Consider the following 21,304-nt stretch of genomic DNA (forward strand, 5'->3'; position numbering starts at 1 on the left):
TTTTATAAAATACTATATTTATTTTAAATTTTCCGGACCAAAGGTTTGAGGTTGTCCATCCGGTACTTCCATATCATTTGCAAGGTGCAAACGGTCAATGACATAGAAGATTAAGCTGAGTACCATACCAACAATGGTAGCCAATGCCATACCTTTAAGCTGTACTTCTCCGATTTGGATGAAGGCACCGGAAAGACCGGTAACAAATACAACGGAAGATAGAGCCAGATTTCTGGAACGGTCATAGTTGACTCTTTCATCAACCAAAAGACGAAGTCCGGAAGCTGCAATCATTCCGTAAAGAAGGAAGCTGATACCACCCATAACAGGGGTTGGTATCGTTTGTATCGCACCGGCAACCTTACCAATAAAGGCTAAGCAAATAGAGAAAATGCCTGCTCCGCCAATCACATAGACACTATAAACCTTTGTCATCGCCATAACACCAATGTTTTCACCGTAAGTGGTTGTTGGAACCGAACCACAGAAGCCGGATAGCATAGTAGAAAGTCCGTCTCCCAGTAATGTTCTGTGTAAACCCGGTTCTTTGATTAAGTCTCTTCCAACGATTTTACCGGTTACAAGCTGGTGACCGATGTGTTCGGAAACAACAACCAAGGTCGCAGGTAAAATAATCATAATTGCGCTCAAATTAAATGCCGGAGCCTGAAAATTAGGCAATGCAAACATAGATGCAGTTTTAATTGGTGCAAAATCGATGATGCCGAGGAAGTAGGAGGATATATAACCAACTACAATGGCAATCAGAATAGGAATGGCTGCAAAGAATTTGCGAAACAGTACAGAACCAAAGACAGCAGTCGCTAAGGTTATAATAAATACGGTTACATATTTAGGGTTAATTGCTGCATAACCATTTGCAGGATCTAATATAAGACCACCCATACCTGCAGCAGTACCAGCCAACTCTAAGCCAATGAGTGCAATGACTGGACCCATTGCAGCAGGTGGCAAAAGTATGTTGATCCATTTTGTTCCAAAGAATTTTATTATAATTGCAGCGATACAAAAAAGGCCTCCGGAAATGATAAAACCGCCTAATGCGTATTTAAATCCGAGGTCTGGGTTTGCCATAATTAGTAAAGTTGGCGAAATAAAAGCAAAGCTGGAACCTAAATAGGCGGGCGCTTTGCCTTGGGTGATTGTTATAAATAATAGAGTACCGATACCATTCATCAATAATACAATAGCGGGATTAATTTGAAATATTGCCGGTACTAATACAGATGCACTGAACATTGCAAATAAATGCTGGATGCTTAGAGGAATACCTTGTGCTAACGGCACTCGCTCTTCAACTTGTATGACTTTTCTTACTTCGCTCATAGTTTTCTCCTTTTTTCTCTCATTAACTCAAACTTGAAATATGATACCACCGGATAAATAAAAATGCAAGAGGGAAAATACAAAAAAATATCAAAAAATGTAAAACAAAAAGCAAACTTTAAAGAAAAGTTTGCTTTTATTCATTTTAATATTTATTAAAAACAAGGACAGAGACAGTCGGTACATACATAACATTGAAATAATTTACAAAGCAAATCATCCATCATTACTGCTATAACCTTTTCCATAAGAAACATTTCGGTAAGCCTGTCCGGCATTCATTATTGAATTCAGCGCACGTTGGTATTCAAAATTACTCGGATCCATAGATACAGCAGTTTTAATTTTTGACGAAGCATCGTCATACCAGCCTTTGCGATAAGAAAGGATACCACTTAAAAAAAACCACTCGGCATTTCGATTTGAAATTTGTGCAAGCATTTGTTCTGCTGCTGATAAATTTCCCAAATCAAGGTATCGCCGAATCTCCATAAACTCTTGTGTTGGAGCATTTTGATGAGTTCCAGTGCTTTGGTAAGAAGCATTATTATTAAAATTGCTATAGTTACCATTTCCATTTTTTGTTAAAGTATCATAAGCTTCGTTAATTTCTTGAAGCTTTTCTTGCGCTAAATCAGCTAAAGGATTGTTTTGATATCGATCGGGATGATATTTTTTCACGAGTTCCTTGTAAGCAGCTCTAATTTCATCTTGAGAGGCGTTTTGACGTACTCCCAGTACTTCATAGGGGTTCTTCATGATTGTTATTTCCTTTCTGCAACACTTTGTCCGTTTGACGAAGCAAACCCAAGTATATAATATTTTCCAATATTCCTTTGTTTTGTTTGATTTCTAAAAGTGCAAAGGCTTTACTGATTTCTGATAAATATTGCAACAAATTAAACTCCACTTGTTTGCTAATACGGTTTTTAAATTCTAATAAACTTTCATTCTCTTTTTCAAAAGAAAACCGAAGAAAAAGTGGATTATAGGTACCATTTTTTTCATCTTTTTCTAAGTCATCTAAGGCATCAATGAGATAAATCCATTTTCCGAGATGATACCCAATTTGCTTAAGAACCAAACGATCGGATTCTTTTGCAACCAGCTTGTTTTCAGAGAAAATATTCTCCATTAACTTTGCAAATGGTTCTGCTGCTTGATCGTAATTAGCACAATTTTGCTTTTCTAGGTCGGAAAGTAGTGCTAAAAGTGTTTCAATTTTTTGGCAGCGTTTTGATTCTGATTGAAAGAGATTATGAAGCATAGGTTTTGCTATAACTTGACCGAAACCGGCGAAGAGATTTCCTTCATCAGAATAATCATCCTTTAATTTATAATATGCCAAAAGCAGCATCGCATCAGCAGCATAGTCAATAGCGGCGCTGTTACGCATAATATTCTTTTTTTTCATAGGGTGAACAAAACAATGTTCTTTTTGAATCGTTAGTTCTTCATCCATGATTGCGGATAGAAGTAAGGCAAGAAAAACTGCATCGTAATCCAAAGCGAGCCTTGGAATCTGCCCGTAACGTCGTCCAATGGATTTACAGATTCCACAATAGTAGGCACTATAAATTTCATATTCGTACATTTTTAGTTCTGCTTTTTCCGCAACGACATAGCCTTGCATCCGATTCTCCCTTATAAAAAATTAGTAGATTTTATTATACCATAAAAATTACTGGATTTTGTGATAAAATTGTGAGAATCTGATAGAGAAATAAGCATTTAAAATAGACAATTAAAAAGATTAATGTTAAATTTATTTAGATTTAACATTGAAAAGAGGAAGATATATTGCTTATGAAAGCTTCAAATAGATGAAAAGTGCTATTTTAGAGGATTTTATATGTTTGAATTAGAAGAATTAGAGAAATTCAGAACCATTGAAGAAATGAACTGTTTTTATAAAATGATATATGAATTCATAGAAAATGACGATAAATTTGTAAAAGAAGCCAGATTAAAAGATAAGAGATTTGCTTATAAAGAATTATTTGAAGAATATCTTCCATTATTACATTATGCAGAAATTGCATATAGCAGGCATGATGTGAAATGTCGTTATGTTGGTAGATTGATGCAGTCGCAAAAAATAAAATATAATGGAGAAGTTTTATTTCCGAATGGAAGGCTTGAAAAAATTGAGATTTCTGTCCCAAGGGAAGGGGAGAAGGAAAAAAAGGATACTATGGATTTAGACGATATCGAATATACGAGACCCATTGTATGCGATATCAATCAGAAGTGGGAAGAAATAAGACAAATTATTGTAACTACAGCCATTAAAAAAAGTAAGAGTAATTATACAGATGTTACAATTGTCTTTTCTTTTGAGTTTTGTGATGTTCTTTTTACATCAAAGAATCATACTTTCAGAAAATATTCTTTTAAAAAAATAGAAGAACTTGCAAATGATTTAAGAGCAATTAAATATTCTGCTAAAAAGGTGTATTTATTGATTCCTCCATTTGGTAATGATTACAAAGGAGAGATAATTACTATCTCATAATTAATATTAAGTAAATGAACATGTTTATTTTGTGTTTTATTATCAATGAATAGGATACTTTTATGAGTGCAGAATAGAAATAACTCGAATTGGGAATACTTACAAGCGTAAGAGTTCTATATTGGAGGTAAGCAGATGGAAATAAATACTCAAGATCGTTTAAAGAAAACTTTATTGGATACCCAGGAAAGGGTACGTGACTTTATGCATTTCTCAGATGAAATGAATAATAATGAAATGAAAGAATTCTTTCGTCAATATGCTTTGACGGAAGCAGAACATGCTCGAAAGCTCCAAGAATACATTGAATTTAACCAGTGATAGTCCCCCGCATAATAAAAAATAAATAGACGCTGTTGCAGCGTCTATTTTATTTTTTGTGGAGAAAATGATGCTTTTATTTTAGTAATAAAATAATTAATAAGCATACAAAAAGCGCCTACCTTTTAGGCAGACGCATAATTATTTAGTTTTAGCGGCATCTACAGCAACAGCAGCGGCAACAACAACAGCAGCAACATCTACAGCAGCGGCGGTTATTATTAGTAGTAGTCCCTAATACATTATTGTTATTGCTACAAAGGTTATTAGTGGTAGTTCCTAATACAGTACTATTACTGCATTCATTATTCGTTACTCCAAGGACATTATTGTTTGAATTACAACACATATAATTAGACCTCCTTTGGTCCCTATATAGTATTAAGAAACTATGAAATATGTTACGAGGAGCTTGAAGATTCTTGGTTCTTGTCTTATATCAACAAAAAATAAAATAGACATCATTCTGACATCTATTTTCATTTTGAAAAAGTATATTGATACACAGTTTTCCCTGTTTGAGTTGTAGAGCATTCTCCATGTTGTCAATTACCTTTGAAGGGGTGTTTGAACAGATGAAGAAATAGGCCGCCTGAATAGGCGGCGTGGAATCATAAGTCTTGCAGATCAGATTCAGGAATATCATTTTCAATGTTGTCCCGTGCAAGATCGGTGTCAATCACCGGATAGACGTCCTCTGGAATGGGTTTATCAATATCTCCATCCAAGATAGATCGGTTTTTCAAATCCATTTTTTATCACCTCAGAATTAGGATAACCAAGAAAAAAGAAATTATTTCACAAGTGATAGAATATTTAATATTAGTGTGAATTAAAAAGAGGAAAAGAAAATGATTAATAAAAAAGAACCGTTATTAATAACGGTTCCAGACTGTAGACAAAATACCTTGCTAAATTTATATTCTTATAATTTCTGCAAGGTATTTTCTATTTTTTCTATAAAGCTTTTAAAAAAAGAAAAAATAAAAGGATATCTCTATGCCATTTGATTCCTTCTTTCAGATTTATGAATCCATGTTGCTAGTTTTTTTAGATTCATGGACGCAAAAAGAAGATTCAGTTCCATTTCTATCTTCTGAATCCCTCGATATTGTGTATAACGCATATTATGTTTTTCTTTTGCATCTGCAAAGACTCGCTCAATGGTTTGACTCCGTAGTTTGTAAAGATCTCGATACTTTGGAGTATGACGAATGTCCTCACATTGCTCTATGTAGTTTTCCCATATATGACGTGTGACTACTTTTACATGGTCTTTACTTGCTGTGCATTCTGATAAGGAAGGGCAACTCTTGCAAATTTCTCCTTTACTCTTATATTCCCGATACCCTTCTCTATTTGTTGTAGTATAGTTTAACACTTGGTTTTCTGGGCATACAAAGCAATCATAGTATTCATCATAAGCATATTCGTGTTTTTTAAAATAACCATTTTTTGTCATAGGTCGTTTGTATGGTAGGATAGGAATTCGTTTATCTTTGAGTATTTCTCTAGCAATTGCAGGTGTTTTATATCCGGAATCCATTACAATATTTTTTACACCTTTATATCTTTTTACTTTTTCATAAATCTTTGGGAATGCAACTGAGTCATGTACATTTCCTGGATTTGTATGAAAAGCAAGTATGTAATTGTTTCGATCGCAAGCTACATTTGCAGCATAAGCAAATACTACCTTATGCTTTCCTTTATGAAATACGCCGCAATCCGGATCTACGGTACTTTTCTTGATTACTTTTGTCTTTTCTTTGGCTTCCGTTTTTTTTTACAAGCTTGTTTTCCTCGTTCAATGCGATCTTCGTTAATTTCTTTCATTAGTTCTTTTTCATAGTATTTAACGGATTCCAAAACGGTTTCTTTTTCACTGTTATGGTTATTTGCACTTGCTTTAATATGTGTACCGTCAATGAAAATGCTTTCTGAATTAATGAATTCATATTCCATAATTTCAGCAATGACTCTTTGAAAGATTTGTTCGAATAAGTCAGTATTTTGAAACCGACGAGAGTAGTTTTTACCAAAGGTAGAAAAGTGAGGAATTTCTTCCTCTAAACTATAACCAAGATACCATCGATAAGCTACATTCGTTTGAATTTCTTTAATGGTCTGTCTCATGGATCGAATACCAAAGGTATATTGAATGAGGGTAATTTTAATTAAGACAACAGGATCGATGCTTTCTTTTCCCACATCAGAATACAAATCTTTTACAAGGTCATAAATGAAAGAGAGATTAATCGCAGTATCTATCTTACGAATAATATGATCTTGTGGAACAAGAGAATTCAAGGTTACCATTTGAAATTGATCACGACCTAATAAATCTTTCTTACCCATCATAAAGCAAATACCTCCATGTATTTATACATATATTTTACCATAAATACAATAAAATGTATTGCATTATGTAAAAAAAACTGTAGGCAAAGATAGAGATATCCTTGTCTACAGTCTGGAACCGTTATTAATAACGGTTCTCATTTTGGCGGAGGACATGGGACTCGAACCCATAATAAAAATAACAAATATATTGAAATTTAAACGTTATAAATTATTCGTGTTGCATTTTGCGTTGCATTATTTCGTTGAAATAGTTATCTATTTTGTTATCTACAGCTTGTCTTTCTTTTGAGAAAGTATGTTGATATACATTTTTCATAGTGTAATCAGTAGCCCAGCCGCCACGTTCCATAGCGTATTTATCTGGCACTCCAAGCATAAGCATAACCGATGCATTTAAGTGTCTTAATTTATGGAAACTAATTGTCGGATTAATTCTGGCTTTCTCTTGCAGTAAGATGAACCGATCGTATATTTGTTGCCTGCTCATTTTTATTAAATAATCATCAATCCCTGTATTTTGATAGGCAATGTACGATTCTTGTTTTTTTATTAAATCAAATAAATATCTATGAAGCCGAGATTTTCTAGTTCTGTTATATGCTTTTGTTTCGTTTTTAGAAATTGCCTTACCGTTCACATCGACTATCACTTCTTTTATCGATATCATTCCGTCTTTAGATATAGCAGATGTTTTGATTCCGCGTATTTCTGACATGCTATAACTCATCCACATAGCCAATAGACAAGGCAATTCAATGTTTGTTCCTATAATTATATCAATCATTTCTTCCGCTGTTGGAAGTTCAATTAATTTCTTTTGTTTTGCTGGTAATGATGTTTTAATGTTCAACGAAGGATGATACATTGTTAATGCCGCAGAGATAAGACCGTGGATATTTGATATTGTTTTTGGGGATAATTTTTTTTTAGTCCTTGGTGATATTTTTTTAGACTCTTGATTGATGTGCTCTTGGAGTTTCTCTTGAGTTACATCTTTTAACTTAACATTCATAAATTCTTGTAGATTATTTTTTCTAATCGCTTTATACCCTTGCATAGTGGTAGGTGATCTAATTCCATCTATGCTAGCAATATACTTATCAATCGCTTCACCAACGGTCCAATCGGCAGGTTTTGATCTACGTTGCTTATTTCGTGCAAACTCAGCAGCTAAATATTCCGCTTCTTTCTTTTCGTCAGCAGTAAATGATTCATATATTCTTTTACCGTTTTCGGTATGGCTATATACTTGTACGCGCCATGAGCCTGACGGCAATTTTTTAGCTTTTGCCATTTTTAATACCTCCTTTCTAGAACATTCGCTCTGGTGGCTGCCGGGGCGTTTTGTTTTTTTATATTTAATTTAAGTGGAGAATACCAAGATAATAAATTGGTATACCAGTAACGCAAGAAATATGGCATAAGCTTTCATTGTTAAATTCATTTTTATCGAATTGCTCCAGTATTAGATAAGCAGAAAACTTATTTGCCTGCACTTCGTATTTATCCTTTGAAAAAAATGTGTTCGATAAATTAAATGGAGTATTTAAACCAGGGTGCATAACTGCATGCCCTAGTTCGTGAGCGCATACTATTTTCTTCAAATAATCCTCTAACGATAGATTTAAAACAATAAATTTACTTCGTCTTTGCTTTGTATAATAACCTCTAATATTGCCAAGATCATGATATGTCACGTTAATATTCAAATAATCGCAAAGTTCGAAAGGGTCAGCTGTTTTATAAGCCTTTACAAGAGACTTTACCTTTTGTAATTCCAATTCGATCCCTCAATTCTGTTAAAAAACTATTTTTTAAATTTTTTCGGCGTATATTTTTCTTTTGCAATGATTCTTGCAGTTTCTAATGTGCTTTGAAGCGACTTCTCTAATAAAACTCTTGTTGTATCATCAATTTCTTCTCCATCAAACATAAGCGAATTGTCCGCGTTAAGTCCATCTAAAAGTAATGATACTTCTTTTGCGATATCAATTTTTTCTTTTCCTGAAATTGTTCTTGTGTTTTCTTTTCCAGTTAATAAATAGTCTTCTGACACCTCTAAAAATTCGGCTATTTTTTTTACATAAATAGCCTTTGGATCCGTGCCACGTTTTTTCCAAGCGCTTACAACACCTTCCGTTGTTCCTATAAATGCTGCCATATCTTTAGCTTTTAATTTTTTATTCACCAAAGTGTTGAAAATTCTAGTATTTAAGTCACCCATAGTTATACCCTTTCTAAATACTCTACAAAAAGTTTAGAAAAAGCATTGACAATCTACAAATGTAGAGTTATCATGTAGTTATTCAAGGCAACAAAAAACCAATCACGGCTAAAATGTTAACCTTGAAAGAAAGCGATTGTAGAGTGTTTACATATTTTGATTTCCGACAATTTCATAATATATAACTACTCTACAATTGTCAAGTAAAATACAGATGTGGAGGTGAAAAAGTGAGAAAAAAAATATTTCCAGATTGGATTATAGCTTCTAGAAAGAAAATGATTTCATTAGGAATAACCCAAAAAGAGCTAGCTAATGCTATAGGACTTTCTTATCAATATGTTAGGAATATTCTTTCTGGACGTATGTACAGCGTACAATCTAAGCAAAAAATATGCAACTATCTCGGTATAGATGCAGATGAAGAAAACGCAAATACATAAGGAGGGAGTGAAAGTTATGGATGCATATGAGGCAATTGAGAAATTGCAAGGGATTTCTTATAGAGATTGGGTAAAAGTAAAAACCTCTGTTGATAGAGCTTTTGAGATGAAAAAGCGTGAGCTAGAAAATGATATCCAGCTCACTGATAAAGAAAAAGTAAAAGAACTTATTCGGTCACAATTTGGATAAACATAGGATTGATTCGGTAGTCTTTTCCTTTGTAATGCAAATTGACGTAGTCAAGTCCATAAAAACTATGTTCGAGTTCTTTATCACGGATTGTCGGAGAATAAATAGGAGCGCCTTCTTCCCACCAAAAATAAGGTTTTTGATGGTTATCGCTTACTACACATTCAGGATCGTCATTCAAGCAAACCCATTTACCAATTAAACAAGCATATACTTTAATCATTTGTATATCTCCTTTCATCACATTTCAGCATGGCGTAGCTGATTAAGGAGATTATAACACAATTTGGAAAATAAAAAGAAAGGAGTACATATGAATAACTTAAAAATTTTCGAGAACCAAGAATTTGGACAAGTTAGAACTTTAGAAGAAGATGGGAAACCGTTATTTTGTGGAAGTGATGTTGCTAAGGCATTAGGTTATGCAAAGCCACACAATGCAGTAAACGCACATTGCAAGGGTGCTACCCTAAAACAGGGTATCATAGATAGCCTTGGAAGAGAGCAAGCTGTTAATTTTATCACCGAGGGCGACCTGTACCGGCTCATCGTAAATAGTAAGTTACCGACCGCGGAAAAATTTGAAAGTTGGGTATTTGATGAAGTTTTACCATCTGTTAGAAAACAAGGTTCGTATAAAATCCCGCAGACCAAAAGAGAAGAAGTTGCTTTGTTCTTGGGAGCCTTAGAAGAGCAAGATGAAAAAATCGAAGCTGTCAACGAGGACCTTCAAAAGTTTAAAACAGAAATGCCGATTTTCGGGGTCGAATGCGACCGAATCACGAATGCGGTCAAGACAAAAGGTGTTGCTTGCATGGGTGGTAAGAAATCCGGTGCGTACAATGACAAGTCGCTTCGTGGCAGAGTTTATTCGGATATTTACCACCAACTCAAAAGAGAGTTCGATGTAACGTCTTATAAGGCGATTAAACGGAATCAAGCCGATGTAGCCATAAACATTATCAGAAATTACAAGATGCCGTTGGTATTAATGCAACGGGTTGAACAGTTAAACCAACAGGTGGCTATGTAAGGGGGGCTGTATATGCCAAAACTAAAAGAACATCCTGAAATCATGCAAGACAAGCAGCTTCGAGGGAAGGTTGCGGAAAAGATGTCTGTTTTAGGTTATGACAATAAAGCAGATGTGGCCGAAAGATTAGGGATTAATCCGAGAACATTTTATTACAAGCTAGCTGACCCCGATAAATTCAGCCGGAGAGAATTAAGACGATTATTTCAGATTTTGAAGTTTTCAGACGAAGAAAAAAGCGCAGTCGTGTAGTTAAAAAAGGAGGATATCAATGAAAAAAGTTTTAGAAGAAAGAAATAAATCTATAACGGTGGATTGTAGTAGTAGTGTTTGCCCGTCTTGTGGTAATACACTTCTCCAAAGATATCAAAACCACTGTCAACATTGCGGACAGGCATTGTCTTACGAGGAATGTTTAGATGAAGGTTCTAATTTTTTCGTCAGACGTAAATTAAATAACGGTTCTGAGATTGTAATAAGCATTACAGACGAAAATGTATTTACGAAATGCCCTGTTTGTGGGAAAGAAATCCAAGCGGATTTGCAAGAACTCTTTGAAAACGAGGGAGAACTGTTTGGAACTACTTTCTATTGCGAAGAACATGCTCCAGAAATTATTAACGGCGAAATGGTTTTTGAAGATAAGGCGAAAGAGAGAATGGAAATTAAAATTACAGAAAATCCAAGCGAAATTGCCGCCCTTATAGTGGGGCTAGCAGAGCGGCAAAAAGCTAATTTAGAAGAACTTGAATTTTTATCAATGAGAAAAAAAGCATGGGACGAAATTCATAGTCGGGAAACGTCAATGGGAAATAACAAAAGCATTAATGCTCAGATCATGGATGAATTGGAAAAAGAATTTAATAAAATTAAAAATCACGAAAACTTGGACGAAGCGCCATTGCACACTCTGTCAAATCTCAAAGAAATGTTTGCTGGGGTTTTGACAACTTTGAAAAATATAGATTCGTAAACGTAAAGGGGCTTTAAATTATTTTAAATCATGGTTAAGGTTATTAATTTCCCTAAAGATACTTTTAAATATTTCTACTGAGTTGTGAGCGATAAGATCACAATTTCCGGAGTCGTCCTTTTTGCCTGCTGTGTAATCCACCTTACTGGTTACACTAGCGGCTAACAGAGCGGCAACTATATCAGGGTTATTGATTTTTTCCATAAAATTTGCTCCTTTATGTACAAGCCCCTTTACAAAGAAATACTAGCACAATTGTTAGGCTCTAACAAGGAGAAAGGAGAGTTAGATGCACGGAAAGAAACCAACCTTAAAACAGAAGAAACTTATTGCAAAGTGGAAACTTAATCCTTTGAATTGGTTAGTATTAAAAAATGAATCGGACAAGCTGACTATTTCACATAGACACACAGGACGGAAAAGAACTATTCCGGAGGGCGTAAAGTGAATGACTACTATAAGAGCTGCGGAATCCCAAAGCCAATAACAAAAAAGAAGCACAAGAAGCAGAACGGATATAAAAACAAACCATATAGATATTGTTATTACTGCAAAACAAATAACGCAGAGTGCCATGAGGTGTTCGGCGGATCAAGTAGGCAGATATCTATAGATATGGGGTTCCAAGTAAATCTTTGCAAAAATTGCCACGGAGGATGGCATGCACAAAAGGAACAGATATGGATTGAACGAAAAAAAGAGTGGCAACTAAAGTATCAGCTTGAATACGAAGCAAAGCTAATAGAATCCGGAGTAAGCAAAAAGCAAGCGCGGGAAATATGGAAATCAATGATCGGTAAGAACCATACCGATGAAATCGTGTAAGGAGGTAAGAAATTGAAAATCAAGCATAATGCAGCGGAAAGGTTAGCAGTCGCCATCGAGAAGAATTTTAAAAATGGTATTCTTCATATCACACTAACATACGAAAAAGAACCTTCCGGAGAAGAAGCGAAAAAACACATTGAAAAATTCATCAAAGATTTAAGAAAGCTGTATAAAACAAAAGAAATTAATTTGAAATGGCTTGCTAAAGATAGTTTTGAAAATAAAAGAATTCATCATCATGTTTTATGTACGGTTGGGGCGGAAGATTTTGAAATCAAAAAACTTTGGAAGAATGGATTTGCCATGACGACCATTATTGACGGAGCAGATTGCAGTAACAGAATGGCAAACTATTTGCTTAAACACGAAGCGGAGGTTTGACATGGACAGAAAAGAAATAATGCGCAAGGAAGGAGCTATATATTGCGCCAAAAAAGACATATGGTGCGTACATACAGACTTAAGTTCCGGAGAGTGTAATAAAAACGTTCCATGTGACGTAGGTTCTCCGGAGTGGAAGAAAAGAGAAGAGGAAAAAGAAGCGGAAATAAAAAGACGTAGAGCTGAAGCTATACAAAGAAAAAAAGAAGAGATTCCAAGGGTAGAAGTTAGAATACCGGACAATAAGAGAATCAAAGAAACACAGCAACACACATTGGCCGTTCTGATCCAAGACAAGCAAATGCAAGCCACACGTGCCTATAAAATGGGCAGGGAACGAATAGGCGACAAGCTAACAAAAGAAGTCATGGAACTAAAAAAGAAGTTAAAGGAGGACAAGCTGTGAAAAGAAAAATATATGGATACATAGCCGGAATGGCAGCTTTTCTCTTCTTCTGTTTTGCGGAAGAAAAACCACTCTACAGCCTAGGAGCTGGAATTGTAATGATAACGTTTACATATCTCGGAGGATATTTCGAGTTTCAACAAAAGGAGGACAAATGAAAGGTAAAAAAGTATACATAGCAGGACGGATAACAGGGATTTCGAGAATCGAAGCTATTAAAAAGTTTGGAGAAGTTGAAAAGGACCTAGAAGAAAAACAAGCAACACCATTCAACCCTCTTTGCTTACCCGAGGGCTTCGCGTGGGAAGATTACATGGAAATATGTCTATCAGCAGTAAATAGATGTGACACAGTAGTTATGCTGGACAACTGGACAAGCAGTAAAGGAGCACAGGTTGAATATGGACATGCTTTTAAAAACAATAAGGACATTTACTTTTACAAAGACGGAAACTACACCAAACAAAAGTAAAAACCGCCTGCTGCAACAGGCGGTTCGTTGAAAAAAATCTAACTCAATGTCTTAAATTCGGAGCTTATTATAAAGCTCGTTTAAATTATATCACTAAAATTTTACAAATGTCAATGTAAAAAATAAAAGGTAGCGCTTTAAACCCTAGGGGCCTTCGTGACGACGGAGGTAATATGAAATACATTATAGATTGCTTTGCCGGAGGTGGCGGAGCGAGTGAAGGAATTGAGAAAGCTTTAAAACAAAAAGTAGATATTGCTATAAACCATGATCCTCAAGCGATCCGAATGCACAAGATCAATCATCCGAATACATTGCATTTAACTGAGGATATATTCAAGGTTGATTTACATAAATACTTAAAATCAAATGATACTGTAGCATTTATGTGGGCATCGCCGGACTGTACAAGCCATAGTAAGGCTAAAGGTAGTCAACCTAGAAAATCAGGACTAAGGATATTGCCTTGGGCTGTATATAGACTTTGCAAACAGATTATTGATATTACAGGAAAACCGCCAGAAATTTTAATGATGGAAAATGTGGAAGAAATACAGTCTTGGGGTCCGTTAGATAAGAACGGGTATCCAATCAAAGAACGACAGGGAGAAGATTATAGAAAATTTATTCGGAGTATGTGCAGTCTTGGATTTCAGTTTGAGAGTAGGGAACTTGTTGCAGCAGATTACGGAGCTCCAACTACTAGAAAACGATGGTATGCAATCTTTAGATCAGATAAAAAACCAATTGTATGGCCAAAGATTACACATGATCGGGATGGTAAAAATGGGTTAGAGAATGGGTTCCGGTTTCGAGTGTCTTAGATTGGAGTGATTTGGGAAAATCAATTTTTAGAAGAAAGAAACCTTTGGTAGAGAACACCATGAATCGGATTGCAAGAGGAATTGAAAAATTTATCATTCGGAATCCTAAACCATTTTTCCTTGATGATACAATTGCAGCACCATTCTTAATTCAATATCATAGCGAAAGGCAAAAACATGAAGTTAGAGGACAGACAGTGGACGAGCCAATTAAAACACTCGATACAAGCAATAGGTACGGTCTTGTAACAGCGTTCATTACAAAATTTTATAAAAGTGGAACCGGACAACTGGTCAATGAACCGTTGCACACGATTACAACAAGTCCTGGACATTTCGGGTTAGTATCAGCGTTTCTTATAAAATATTATGGAGCCGGAACTGGACAGGAAGTGAACAAACCTCTCGGAACGATTGTTACAAAAGATAGATTTGGACTGATTACTGTGATGATTGCAGGAGAACCGTATAGGATTGTCGATATTTGGATGCGGATGTTAAAGCCTGAGGAATTAAAACTTGCGCAAGGTTTTTCTAAGAGTTACATTATCGATCATGATTCGGAGATGAAAAAATATCCGGTAAAAGAGCAGGTTGCGAAAATAGGTAATAGCGTCTCCCCTATAATGTCAGAGGCACTTGTAAAAGCAAACCAACCGGAACTCTGTGGAAAGGAATACAAGAAAATGAGCGATCTGCAGAGTGATATAGCAATTTAGGGAGGCAACCAATGTTAAACCAATTAAACATATATGGCAAAAACAAAGTAGAAGTCGCAATAGATAGACTTCGAACGTTTGAGCCCGAGGGGGGGGTATTACCTCGCCTTTAGCGGTGGGAAAGACAGCATTGTAATAAAAGCATTAGCAGATATGGCGGGCGCTAAATATGACGCTCATTACAATGTAACTACGGTCGATCCGCCGGAATTAATAAACTTCATCCGAGTGCATCATAAAGACGTTGTATTCGAAAAAGCAAGGCATAAAGACGGTACACAGATTACAATGTGGAACTTAATACCAAAAAAGAAAATGCCACCAACGAGGATTGTAAGATATTGCTGTGAATCATTAAAAGAGGGTGGCGGAAACGGTAGATTTGTAGTCACTGGCGTAAGATGGGCGGAAAGTGTAAGAAGAAAAAATGACAGAGCTGGTCTTGAACTTAACGCCTATAAAGGTAGAGGCAACAGAATAATAGATGATCCGGATAACCCGGCACATGAAGAAATGGCACACGTTTGTCCAACGAAGGGCAAACACATATTGAATCCAATCATTGACTGGGAAGATGAAGACGTTTGGGAATTTATCTATACATACCATCTTCCGTACTGCGAACTTTACGACCAAGGATACACAAGGCTAGGCTGTATTGGTTGCCCTATGAGTGCCAAAGCAGCGGAAGAGCTAGAAAGGTACCCTAAATTTAAACAAGCCTATTTAAGAGCGTTCGATAGAATGCTGAAAATAAGAATGGAAGCAGGCTTAAAAACAGATTGGAAAACACCGGAAGAAGTAATGAATTGGTGGTTAGGGAGGTAACCAATGAATATAGCATTGATTGATGTTGATAGTCATAACTTCCCGAATCTCGCACTTATGAAAATATCAGCATATCACAAAGCAAAAGGCGACCATGTAGAGTGGTGGAACGGCTTAAAACACTACGACGTTGTTTACCAAAGCAAAGTATTTGATAGTACATATACCAAAGATAATGAGTTTTGTATAAATGCGGATCAGATTATAAGGGGCGGCACCGGATACGGTTTGAACAATCACTTACCGGATGAGATAGAGAATATATATCCGGATTACTCTTTATATGGCATTACAGATACGGCATATGGATTTTTAACAAGGGGATGCCCTAGAGGGTGTAAGTTTTGTATCGTAGGTAAAAAAGAGGGGTTACGCTCGATAAAACTTGCTGACTTATCAGAGTTTTGGACAAACCAAAAAGAAATCAAACTGCTTGATCCAAATTTACTCGCTTGCCAAGACCACGAAAACTTATTAAAGCAGCTCTCTAAAAGTGGCGCATGGGTAGATTTTACACAAGGCTTAGATATACGTCTCATAACCAAGGATAATGTGAGCCTACTCAATAAAATCAAAACCAAAATACTGCATTTTGCGTGGGATAATCCAAAAGATGATTTGACAGACGATTTTCAGAGATTTAATAAATTTTCGAAAATTAAAGATAGCCGTAAAAAGGGTGTATATGTCCTAGCTAATTTCGGCAGTACACATGATCAAGATTTACACCGGATATACACCTTAAGAGACTTAGGCTTTGATCCATATGTAATGATCTATGACAAACCTCATGCGCCAAAGCGTACAAGGTACTTGCAACGATGGGTTAATAATAAAATCATTTTTAAGACGATAGACCGATTTGAGGATTACGACCATCGGATCGGTTAAGGAGGATAGAGTAATGGAAAGATTAAATAAATTCTACGATAAGTTATATAGGAATCAAGAAGAAGCATGGAATTACATGAGAGAGTATGGTTCGAAAGACATCAACATGGAAGCGTATGACGAAATGAAAGAAATATTAAAATTCTTTCGAATACTAAAAAGGTACACGGGCATCGGAACGCCGGAAGAGTTATCGCAACTCAAACAAGAAGTAGACAGCGGTCTTCGCCCTCTGCTGCCGTGTAAGGTTGGGGATACGGTGTATAAAATCATTACGCTCATGAACGGAGAGACGTTAATTGTTGAGGGTGTAATGCTACAATACGCCATAACAAGAACGGGAGAAGAATTTTATTTTTCTGAGCCAACAAGACAATATGACATTTGGTGTAACGCATCTGATTTCGGCAAAACCGTATTCCTTTCGTACGAAGCTGCCGAAGCGGCGTTGAAGGAGGGCGAGAATGAATAAAAAAGACAGGCTCTTAGTTTATGAGAAGTACGGCGGTCATTGTGCCTATTGCGGAAAAGAAATAGCATATGAAGATATGCAGGTGGATCATATTAGACCACAGCGCGAATACATGGAAGCACTGATTGAAGGAAAAAACTTAGATGATTTAGACAACTTGAATCCAAGTTGTAGGCGGTGCAATCATTATAAACGTTCGCTTGATTTGGAGGGTTTCCGTGACTACATAAAAACTTTGCATGAGCGGATAGCGAAGGATTATATCACAAAGGTCGGTTTAGATTTTGGGATTGTAAAATTGATACCGTTTGATGGGGTGTTTTACTTTGAAAGGTGTGAGAAGAATGAATGATATTAAGAAAGCAATAGATGCTTTAAAAGTGTTATCTAGCGTAAGTTTAAGTTGGTTCGGAACCGCGGCCACAGAAGAACAAAGAAATGTTTTAGAAAATGATATTAATTCATTAGATTTGGCGATTGAAGCATTACAAGAAAAATCAGAACGAGAGAATCCGAAGGCATTAACATTGGAGCAGCTAAGGGAACGTGAGGGCAAGCCGGTGTATGTTGTATATTTTTCGAGCTCATGTTCGATTAAAAAACCAAGTGAATGGCTTGTATTAAAGTTATGTAATCCAACAGTAGATTATCCATTCGTTGTCTTCGAGGGGGAAAGGTTAAACGCAATGTATTATTGCCGAGGGTGGATTGCATACGACCACGAACCAAAGGAGGGTGAACGAAATGAGTGAACGAAGAGCAAAACAGATCCGGAAGCTAGAGCGAAGAATTGACCGGTTAGAAAAAATAATAGCCGAAAGAGAAGCAAATTGGTTATCAAGAATGTACAGATCAACAATAAAGGCAATATGGAAAATCTTATAGAAAGGAAGATTACATATGAAAAATTTAGATAAAACGTGCTTTGCGGCCAAAGGCGATATTTGTATAGCGCTAGATAATAAAAAAGTTAAAGTGTGCAAGGGGAAGGAATGCTCTTTCTATAAAACGGAAGAACAAAGACAAGCCATGGAAAAATATGCAAAAGAAAGGTGCGCTAGATTAGGAGTTGCTTACGGGAAAGCGGAAGGGCGAGAATATGAAGATGGAAAACGTTAAACTCAACGCCAGCGGATGCAAAGATCTTACAGCGTATAAAGCATTAAAACCAATGATTAAAAGCGACGCTGCGGTTGAAAAGAAAGTGCATAAACTAATCGAAAACATAAAGTACATCATTAACCTAGCTGGTTTTGAGCTTGCCGGAAGGATCAAACTAAAGGATAAAAAGTCGGGAAGAGAATTTAAGTAAGGAGGCCAACAATGGCAGTAACATATAAAATAATCGACTCATTCGGGACATTAAGCCGAAACGAAAAATCCGGATGGAAAAAGGAATTAAACCTTGTAAGCTGGAACGACGGAGAACAAAAACTTGATATCCGGGAATGGTCGGAAGATCACTCCAAAATGAGCAAGGGAATCACCTTAACAAAAGAAGAAGCTGTTGCTCTTAAGAAAGCACTAAATGAAATAAATTTAAATTAAAACCCTACATTATATATAAGAAGGAAAAGCCTGCATGAAAAACCATGCAGGCATACCTATCGGGAAAGAAATTTTATCTACTATTATATATGGCAAGTGGACGAGCTCGATTGAGAGCAGTTAAATCTTGGTAGAGATATTAATAATGCGTAAGGAGATTTTTAAAATGGGTGTAATGAGATATCTAACAGTGGCTGGAAATACCATCTTCGTAAAGGTATCCGGTAAAAGAGCAAAGAGAGCTCCAGGAGAAACGAGAAGTGAGAGGAAAAATCCAACCACGGAAGAAGTGGAAAAGCTAAATGAAAAATATGCAGCTCAAAAGCTAGGTATCATAATTAATCATAATTTTAAAAACGGAGATTTACATATCGTCCTTACATATGCCGGAAAAGAACCATCAAAAGAAGATGCAAAAAAACACCTAGAGAAATTTAAGCGGGACCTGGCCAAGCTATACAAGAAATACGGAATCATTTTAAAATGGGTGACGGCTACAGAATACGAAAATAAAAGAATTCACCATCACATGGTATGTACCGGCGGCGTGGAAATTTTTGAAATCGCTAAGCTTTGGAAGTATGGGTTTATTAGACCAACATATCTTGATGATACGGGAGACTATCGTAAGCTAGCCAACTATCTCATCAAAGAAACGTCTAAGACTTTTAGAAAAACAGACGCAGTAAGCAAGAGAAGATATAATTGCAGCCGGAGCATTGAACGTCCGATAACGAACAAGGAAGAAGTTTCCGGAAGAATGCTTTGGAATGATCCAAGCCCGCTTAAAGGATATTACATAGACCAAGACTCTATTTACAGAGGGGAACAAATTTTCACGGGAAGACCTTATTTGGAGTATGTGATGGTGTCGATGGAAGAAGAGCCGCGAATTAAGAAATGGGGCAGAGGCAAAAAGATTAAACAAGGGATATGCTTCGACGGTTGGTTGCGAAAGAACAGAGAAAAACAAATAGAGATACCGATCAACGAATCGGATTATTTGTGTTGCTAAAAGAGGGGAGGATAAAAACAATGAGAAGATGGGATCTAAAGCTAGAGCAATTTAGCATAAGCAAATACCGCTATAGAGAGCTGCATAATTTTTGCAGACAATACCCCGAATGGCGGGACGAGTTAAAATATAATACTGACGCTCTTCGTGGCGGCAGTATGGATGGAATGCCAAGAGGCGGTAAGAAATCAGACTCGACTGGTAACATTGCGATTAGGAGAGCGGAATTGCAGAGGAAATGTGAAATAATAGAACAGACAGCAATTGAAGCGGATGCAGAAATTTATCAATACCTCATAACAAACGTAACACAAGACGTTGGGTACTATTACCTAAGAGACATTATGAGGATGCCAGCGGGAAAAAAGAAATTCTATAAAGCAAGGCGCAATTTCTTTAGCCTGTTAGATATAAAGAAAGACGCATAAAAAAGGTTTGCGCATTCCCTGTGGTATTTGGTGATTCGGGTTAAAGTAAAGATATTTAATATAAATTGTGGTATTTGGAGTTAATACTCAAAATTGAAAGGAGAAAAATAAATGAATGCAAAGGAATTAATCGGAAAAGAAGCGATAAGGACAGCGCCTATTATGGAGGAAAGAACTGTATCAAACGGAATGATTGCTTTCGGAGAAACAATAAAACATATCCCAAACTATCATTTCTGTGAAACCCATGTTTTGATAGTCAACGCAACGGATAACCATGTTGTCGTTAAGGTAAAGGGACTTTTCAATAAAAAGGATTATGACGAAATTGAACCACGAATCCTTGATTGCCGATTCTGTGACGATAACTGGACGGATTACAGCCAATTGATTCATCCAAATAAAAAAGGGTGACCACGGGGTAGTAATAATTTGATAAAGTAATAGCATAGAAACAGTAAGCAATACGGCTTGCTGTTTTTTTATATCGTTGTTTCATCACTTACAAAGGGTTGGTGGATGCCAACGGGTTAAATAATCCATAATGAGAGGCAGAGGCGGGGACTTGTGGAAAAAAGAAAGGAGGAACCGAAGTGGCGAAAACAAAATACGAAACACAAGTAGAACCAAAGATTGATGAAATATCATCATGGGCAAGAGAAGGAATGATAGATAAAGACATTGCGAGCAAATTAAATATAGCCTATTCCACATTCCGAGAATACGTTAAAAAGCATTCGGCACTTTCGGCAGCCTTAAAAACAAATAAGGAGCAAGCAGACGCAAAGGTGGAGAGCTCTCTTTTTAAAAAGACACAAGGGTACAATGTGCCGATAAAAAAGACGTTCAAGTGTAAAAAAACCATTTTTGATAAAAATACCGGCCGAAAAGTTGAAGAAATCGAGGAACTAAAAGAAGGTTTTGATGAGGTTCATGTTCCGGCGGATACAACATCAATTATCTTTTGGCTTAAAAACAGAAAACCGGACATATGGAAAGATAAAAGAGACGTCGAAATGGGAGGAAAAGACGGAGAGCCGCTTTCTGTTAACTTTGGAATTCCAAGGCCGGAAAAGGAATAG

37 protein-coding genes and 1 pseudogene are annotated in these 21,304 nt (G+C 36.3%); 28 read left to right on the forward strand and 10 right to left on the reverse strand.

All coding sequences use genetic code 11. The annotated features are described in order from the left end of the window. Positions 1-18: 18 nt before the first annotated feature. The 3 genes from uraA to I2490_RS13940 form a co-directional block, all read right to left on the reverse strand. Positions 19-1,347, reverse strand: a complete 1,329-nt coding sequence (gene uraA, locus I2490_RS13930) for a uracil permease (RefSeq protein ID WP_206460382.1) — start codon at positions 1,345-1,347, stop codon at positions 19-21. A gap of 216 nt (positions 1,348-1,563) precedes the next feature. Continuing rightward, positions 1,564-2,106 (reverse strand): J domain-containing protein, encoded by a 543-nt coding sequence (locus I2490_RS13935; RefSeq protein ID WP_245157208.1) that lies wholly within the window; start codon positions 2,104-2,106, stop codon positions 1,564-1,566. Continuing rightward, entirely contained in the window at positions 2,090-2,980 is an 891-nt protein-coding gene (locus tag I2490_RS13940; RefSeq protein WP_206460383.1) for a DUF5685 family protein, read from the reverse strand. Before I2490_RS13940 ends, I2490_RS13935 begins: the two co-directional genes overlap by 17 nt. Positions 2,981-3,199: 219 nt before the next feature. Between I2490_RS13940 and I2490_RS13945 the strand changes: the two genes are divergently transcribed. Then, a complete protein-coding gene (locus I2490_RS13945) occupies positions 3,200-3,862 on the forward strand; it encodes a hypothetical protein (protein WP_206460384.1) in 663 nt (220 codons plus the stop codon). A 135-nt stretch (positions 3,863-3,997) separates the two neighbouring features. After that, on the forward strand, positions 3,998-4,183 hold the full coding sequence (locus tag I2490_RS13950) for a hypothetical protein (RefSeq protein ID WP_206460385.1): 186 nt from the start codon (positions 3,998-4,000) through the stop codon (positions 4,181-4,183). 611 nt (positions 4,184-4,794) lie between these two features. On the opposite strand, the gene I2490_RS16915 is transcribed toward I2490_RS13950, so the two are convergent. The 5 genes and pseudogenes from I2490_RS16915 to I2490_RS13970 all read right to left on the reverse strand — a co-directional run bounded on the left by I2490_RS16915 (position 4,795) and on the right by I2490_RS13970 (position 8,771). After that, positions 4,795-4,929, reverse strand: a complete 135-nt coding sequence (locus tag I2490_RS16915) for a hypothetical protein (protein WP_280634217.1) — start codon at positions 4,927-4,929, stop codon at positions 4,795-4,797. 251 nt (positions 4,930-5,180) lie between these two features. Further along, positions 5,181-6,544 (reverse strand): annotated as a pseudogene (locus tag I2490_RS13955) (IS1182 family transposase). 211 nt (positions 6,545-6,755) lie between these two features. Then, positions 6,756-7,841, reverse strand: a complete 1,086-nt coding sequence (locus I2490_RS13960; RefSeq protein WP_206460386.1) for a tyrosine-type recombinase/integrase — start codon at positions 7,839-7,841, stop codon at positions 6,756-6,758. Positions 7,842-7,905: 64 nt separating this feature from the next. Beyond that, a complete protein-coding gene (locus I2490_RS13965) occupies positions 7,906-8,328 on the reverse strand; it encodes an ImmA/IrrE family metallo-endopeptidase (RefSeq protein ID WP_206460387.1) in 423 nt (140 codons plus the stop codon). 26 nt (positions 8,329-8,354) lie between these two features. After that, complete coding sequence (locus I2490_RS13970; RefSeq protein WP_206460388.1) at positions 8,355-8,771, reverse strand: helix-turn-helix domain-containing protein; 417 nt, start codon at positions 8,769-8,771, stop codon at positions 8,355-8,357. Between the two features lie 230 nt (positions 8,772-9,001). Here I2490_RS13970 and I2490_RS13975 point away from each other — a divergent pair, with 230 nt between their 5' ends. Both I2490_RS13975 and I2490_RS13980 read left to right on the forward strand, forming a co-directional pair. Then, positions 9,002-9,214 (forward strand): helix-turn-helix domain-containing protein, encoded by a 213-nt coding sequence (locus tag I2490_RS13975; RefSeq protein WP_206460389.1) that lies wholly within the window; start codon positions 9,002-9,004, stop codon positions 9,212-9,214. 16 nt (positions 9,215-9,230) lie between these two features. Further along, positions 9,231-9,404 carry a hypothetical protein gene (locus tag I2490_RS13980; protein WP_245157209.1) on the forward strand — a complete coding sequence of 58 codons (174 nt, stop codon included), beginning with the start codon at positions 9,231-9,233 and terminating at the stop codon, positions 9,402-9,404. Here the strand turns inward: I2490_RS13980 and I2490_RS13985 are convergent. Continuing rightward, positions 9,382-9,627, reverse strand: coding sequence for a hypothetical protein (locus I2490_RS13985; protein WP_206460391.1), 246 nt, complete (start codon positions 9,625-9,627; stop codon positions 9,382-9,384). The genes I2490_RS13980 and I2490_RS13985 overlap by 23 nt on opposite strands. Before the next feature lie 90 nt (positions 9,628-9,717). Here I2490_RS13985 and I2490_RS13990 point away from each other — a divergent pair, with 90 nt between their 5' ends. Genes I2490_RS13990 through I2490_RS14000 form a run of 3 tightly spaced genes read left to right on the forward strand, consistent with a single transcriptional unit; the run spans position 9,718 to position 11,410 of the window. Further along, positions 9,718-10,437 carry an ORF6C domain-containing protein gene (locus tag I2490_RS13990; RefSeq protein ID WP_206460392.1) on the forward strand — a complete coding sequence of 240 codons (720 nt, stop codon included), beginning with the start codon at positions 9,718-9,720 and terminating at the stop codon, positions 10,435-10,437. 12 nt (positions 10,438-10,449) lie between these two features. Further along, on the forward strand, positions 10,450-10,689 hold the full coding sequence (locus I2490_RS13995) for a helix-turn-helix domain-containing protein (protein ID WP_206460393.1): 240 nt from the start codon (positions 10,450-10,452) through the stop codon (positions 10,687-10,689). Positions 10,690-10,708: 19 nt separating this feature from the next. Next, the gene (locus tag I2490_RS14000) at positions 10,709-11,410 is read left to right on the forward strand and encodes a hypothetical protein (RefSeq protein WP_206460394.1); all 702 of its coding nucleotides are present in this window, start codon (positions 10,709-10,711) and stop codon (positions 11,408-11,410) included. 18 nt (positions 11,411-11,428) lie between these two features. On the opposite strand, the gene I2490_RS14005 is transcribed toward I2490_RS14000, so the two are convergent. After that, on the reverse strand, positions 11,429-11,614 hold the full coding sequence (locus I2490_RS14005) for a hypothetical protein (RefSeq protein ID WP_206460395.1): 186 nt from the start codon (positions 11,612-11,614) through the stop codon (positions 11,429-11,431). Positions 11,615-11,699: 85 nt separating this feature from the next. On the opposite strand from I2490_RS14005, the gene I2490_RS14010 reads away from it, so the two are divergent. The 21 genes from I2490_RS14010 to I2490_RS14105 all read left to right on the forward strand — a co-directional run bounded on the left by I2490_RS14010 (position 11,700) and on the right by I2490_RS14105 (position 21,304). Beyond that, positions 11,700-11,858, forward strand: a complete 159-nt coding sequence (locus tag I2490_RS14010; protein WP_206460396.1) for a DUF6906 family protein — start codon at positions 11,700-11,702, stop codon at positions 11,856-11,858. Beyond that, entirely contained in the window at positions 11,855-12,235 is a 381-nt protein-coding gene (locus I2490_RS14015; RefSeq protein ID WP_206460397.1) for a hypothetical protein, read from the forward strand. The genes I2490_RS14010 and I2490_RS14015 overlap by 4 nt, the downstream gene beginning before the upstream one ends. A 12-nt stretch (positions 12,236-12,247) precedes the next feature. Further along, entirely contained in the window at positions 12,248-12,619 is a 372-nt protein-coding gene (locus I2490_RS14020) for a rolling circle replication-associated protein (RefSeq protein ID WP_206460398.1), read from the forward strand. Between the two features lies 1 nt (position 12,620). Further along, positions 12,621-13,025 carry a hypothetical protein gene (locus tag I2490_RS14025; protein WP_206460399.1) on the forward strand — a complete coding sequence of 135 codons (405 nt, stop codon included), beginning with the start codon at positions 12,621-12,623 and terminating at the stop codon, positions 13,023-13,025. Further along, the gene (locus tag I2490_RS14030; RefSeq protein ID WP_206460400.1) at positions 13,022-13,183 is read left to right on the forward strand and encodes a hypothetical protein; all 162 of its coding nucleotides are present in this window, start codon (positions 13,022-13,024) and stop codon (positions 13,181-13,183) included. Before I2490_RS14025 ends, I2490_RS14030 begins: the two co-directional genes overlap by 4 nt. Further along, positions 13,180-13,497, forward strand: a complete 318-nt coding sequence (locus I2490_RS14035; protein ID WP_206460401.1) for a DUF4406 domain-containing protein — start codon at positions 13,180-13,182, stop codon at positions 13,495-13,497. The genes I2490_RS14030 and I2490_RS14035 overlap by 4 nt, the downstream gene beginning before the upstream one ends. 173 nt (positions 13,498-13,670) lie before the next feature. Continuing rightward, the gene (locus tag I2490_RS17030; RefSeq protein ID WP_330634674.1) at positions 13,671-14,321 is read left to right on the forward strand and encodes a DNA cytosine methyltransferase; all 651 of its coding nucleotides are present in this window, start codon (positions 13,671-13,673) and stop codon (positions 14,319-14,321) included. A 59-nt stretch (positions 14,322-14,380) separates the two neighbouring features. Further along, positions 14,381-15,040, forward strand: a complete 660-nt coding sequence (locus I2490_RS17035) for a hypothetical protein (RefSeq protein ID WP_330634675.1) — start codon at positions 14,381-14,383, stop codon at positions 15,038-15,040. A gap of 78 nt (positions 15,041-15,118) precedes the next feature. Next, complete coding sequence (locus tag I2490_RS14045) at positions 15,119-15,868, forward strand: phosphoadenosine phosphosulfate reductase family protein (protein ID WP_206460402.1); 750 nt, start codon at positions 15,119-15,121, stop codon at positions 15,866-15,868. A gap of 3 nt (positions 15,869-15,871) precedes the next feature. Beyond that, entirely contained in the window at positions 15,872-16,759 is an 888-nt protein-coding gene (locus I2490_RS14050) for a radical SAM protein (RefSeq protein WP_206460403.1), read from the forward strand. A 13-nt stretch (positions 16,760-16,772) separates the two neighbouring features. Beyond that, complete coding sequence (locus tag I2490_RS14055; protein ID WP_206460404.1) at positions 16,773-17,231, forward strand: hypothetical protein; 459 nt, start codon at positions 16,773-16,775, stop codon at positions 17,229-17,231. Further along, positions 17,224-17,583: an HNH endonuclease gene (locus tag I2490_RS14060; RefSeq protein WP_206460405.1), complete on the forward strand. Its 360-nt coding sequence runs from the start codon at positions 17,224-17,226 to the stop codon at positions 17,581-17,583. The genes I2490_RS14055 and I2490_RS14060 overlap by 8 nt, the downstream gene beginning before the upstream one ends. Next, positions 17,576-17,983, forward strand: a complete 408-nt coding sequence (locus I2490_RS14065; RefSeq protein WP_206460406.1) for a hypothetical protein — start codon at positions 17,576-17,578, stop codon at positions 17,981-17,983. The genes I2490_RS14060 and I2490_RS14065 overlap by 8 nt, the downstream gene beginning before the upstream one ends. Continuing rightward, positions 17,976-18,116, forward strand: coding sequence for a hypothetical protein (locus I2490_RS14070; protein ID WP_206460407.1), 141 nt, complete (start codon positions 17,976-17,978; stop codon positions 18,114-18,116). Before I2490_RS14065 ends, I2490_RS14070 begins: the two co-directional genes overlap by 8 nt. Before the next feature lie 15 nt (positions 18,117-18,131). After that, on the forward strand, positions 18,132-18,350 hold the full coding sequence (locus I2490_RS14075; protein WP_206460408.1) for a hypothetical protein: 219 nt from the start codon (positions 18,132-18,134) through the stop codon (positions 18,348-18,350). Then, the gene (locus tag I2490_RS14080) at positions 18,331-18,543 is read left to right on the forward strand and encodes a hypothetical protein (protein WP_245157210.1); all 213 of its coding nucleotides are present in this window, start codon (positions 18,331-18,333) and stop codon (positions 18,541-18,543) included. Before I2490_RS14075 ends, I2490_RS14080 begins: the two co-directional genes overlap by 20 nt. 11 nt (positions 18,544-18,554) lie before the next feature. Continuing rightward, positions 18,555-18,779 (forward strand): YdbC family protein, encoded by a 225-nt coding sequence (locus I2490_RS14085; protein WP_206460409.1) that lies wholly within the window; start codon positions 18,555-18,557, stop codon positions 18,777-18,779. A 166-nt stretch (positions 18,780-18,945) separates the two neighbouring features. Next, positions 18,946-19,794 (forward strand): rolling circle replication-associated protein, encoded by an 849-nt coding sequence (locus I2490_RS14090; protein ID WP_206460410.1) that lies wholly within the window; start codon positions 18,946-18,948, stop codon positions 19,792-19,794. 20 nt (positions 19,795-19,814) lie between these two features. Continuing rightward, on the forward strand, positions 19,815-20,222 hold the full coding sequence (locus I2490_RS14095; RefSeq protein WP_206460411.1) for a hypothetical protein: 408 nt from the start codon (positions 19,815-19,817) through the stop codon (positions 20,220-20,222). Between the two features lie 111 nt (positions 20,223-20,333). Then, on the forward strand, positions 20,334-20,636 hold the full coding sequence (locus I2490_RS14100; RefSeq protein ID WP_206460412.1) for a hypothetical protein: 303 nt from the start codon (positions 20,334-20,336) through the stop codon (positions 20,634-20,636). Between the two features lie 179 nt (positions 20,637-20,815). Further along, positions 20,816-21,304: a helix-turn-helix transcriptional regulator gene (locus I2490_RS14105; protein WP_206460413.1), complete on the forward strand. Its 489-nt coding sequence runs from the start codon at positions 20,816-20,818 to the stop codon at positions 21,302-21,304.

The organism is Anaerovorax sp. IOR16 (assembly GCF_017168145.1).
Taxonomy (GTDB): domain Bacteria; phylum Bacillota; class Clostridia; order Peptostreptococcales; family Anaerovoracaceae; genus IOR16.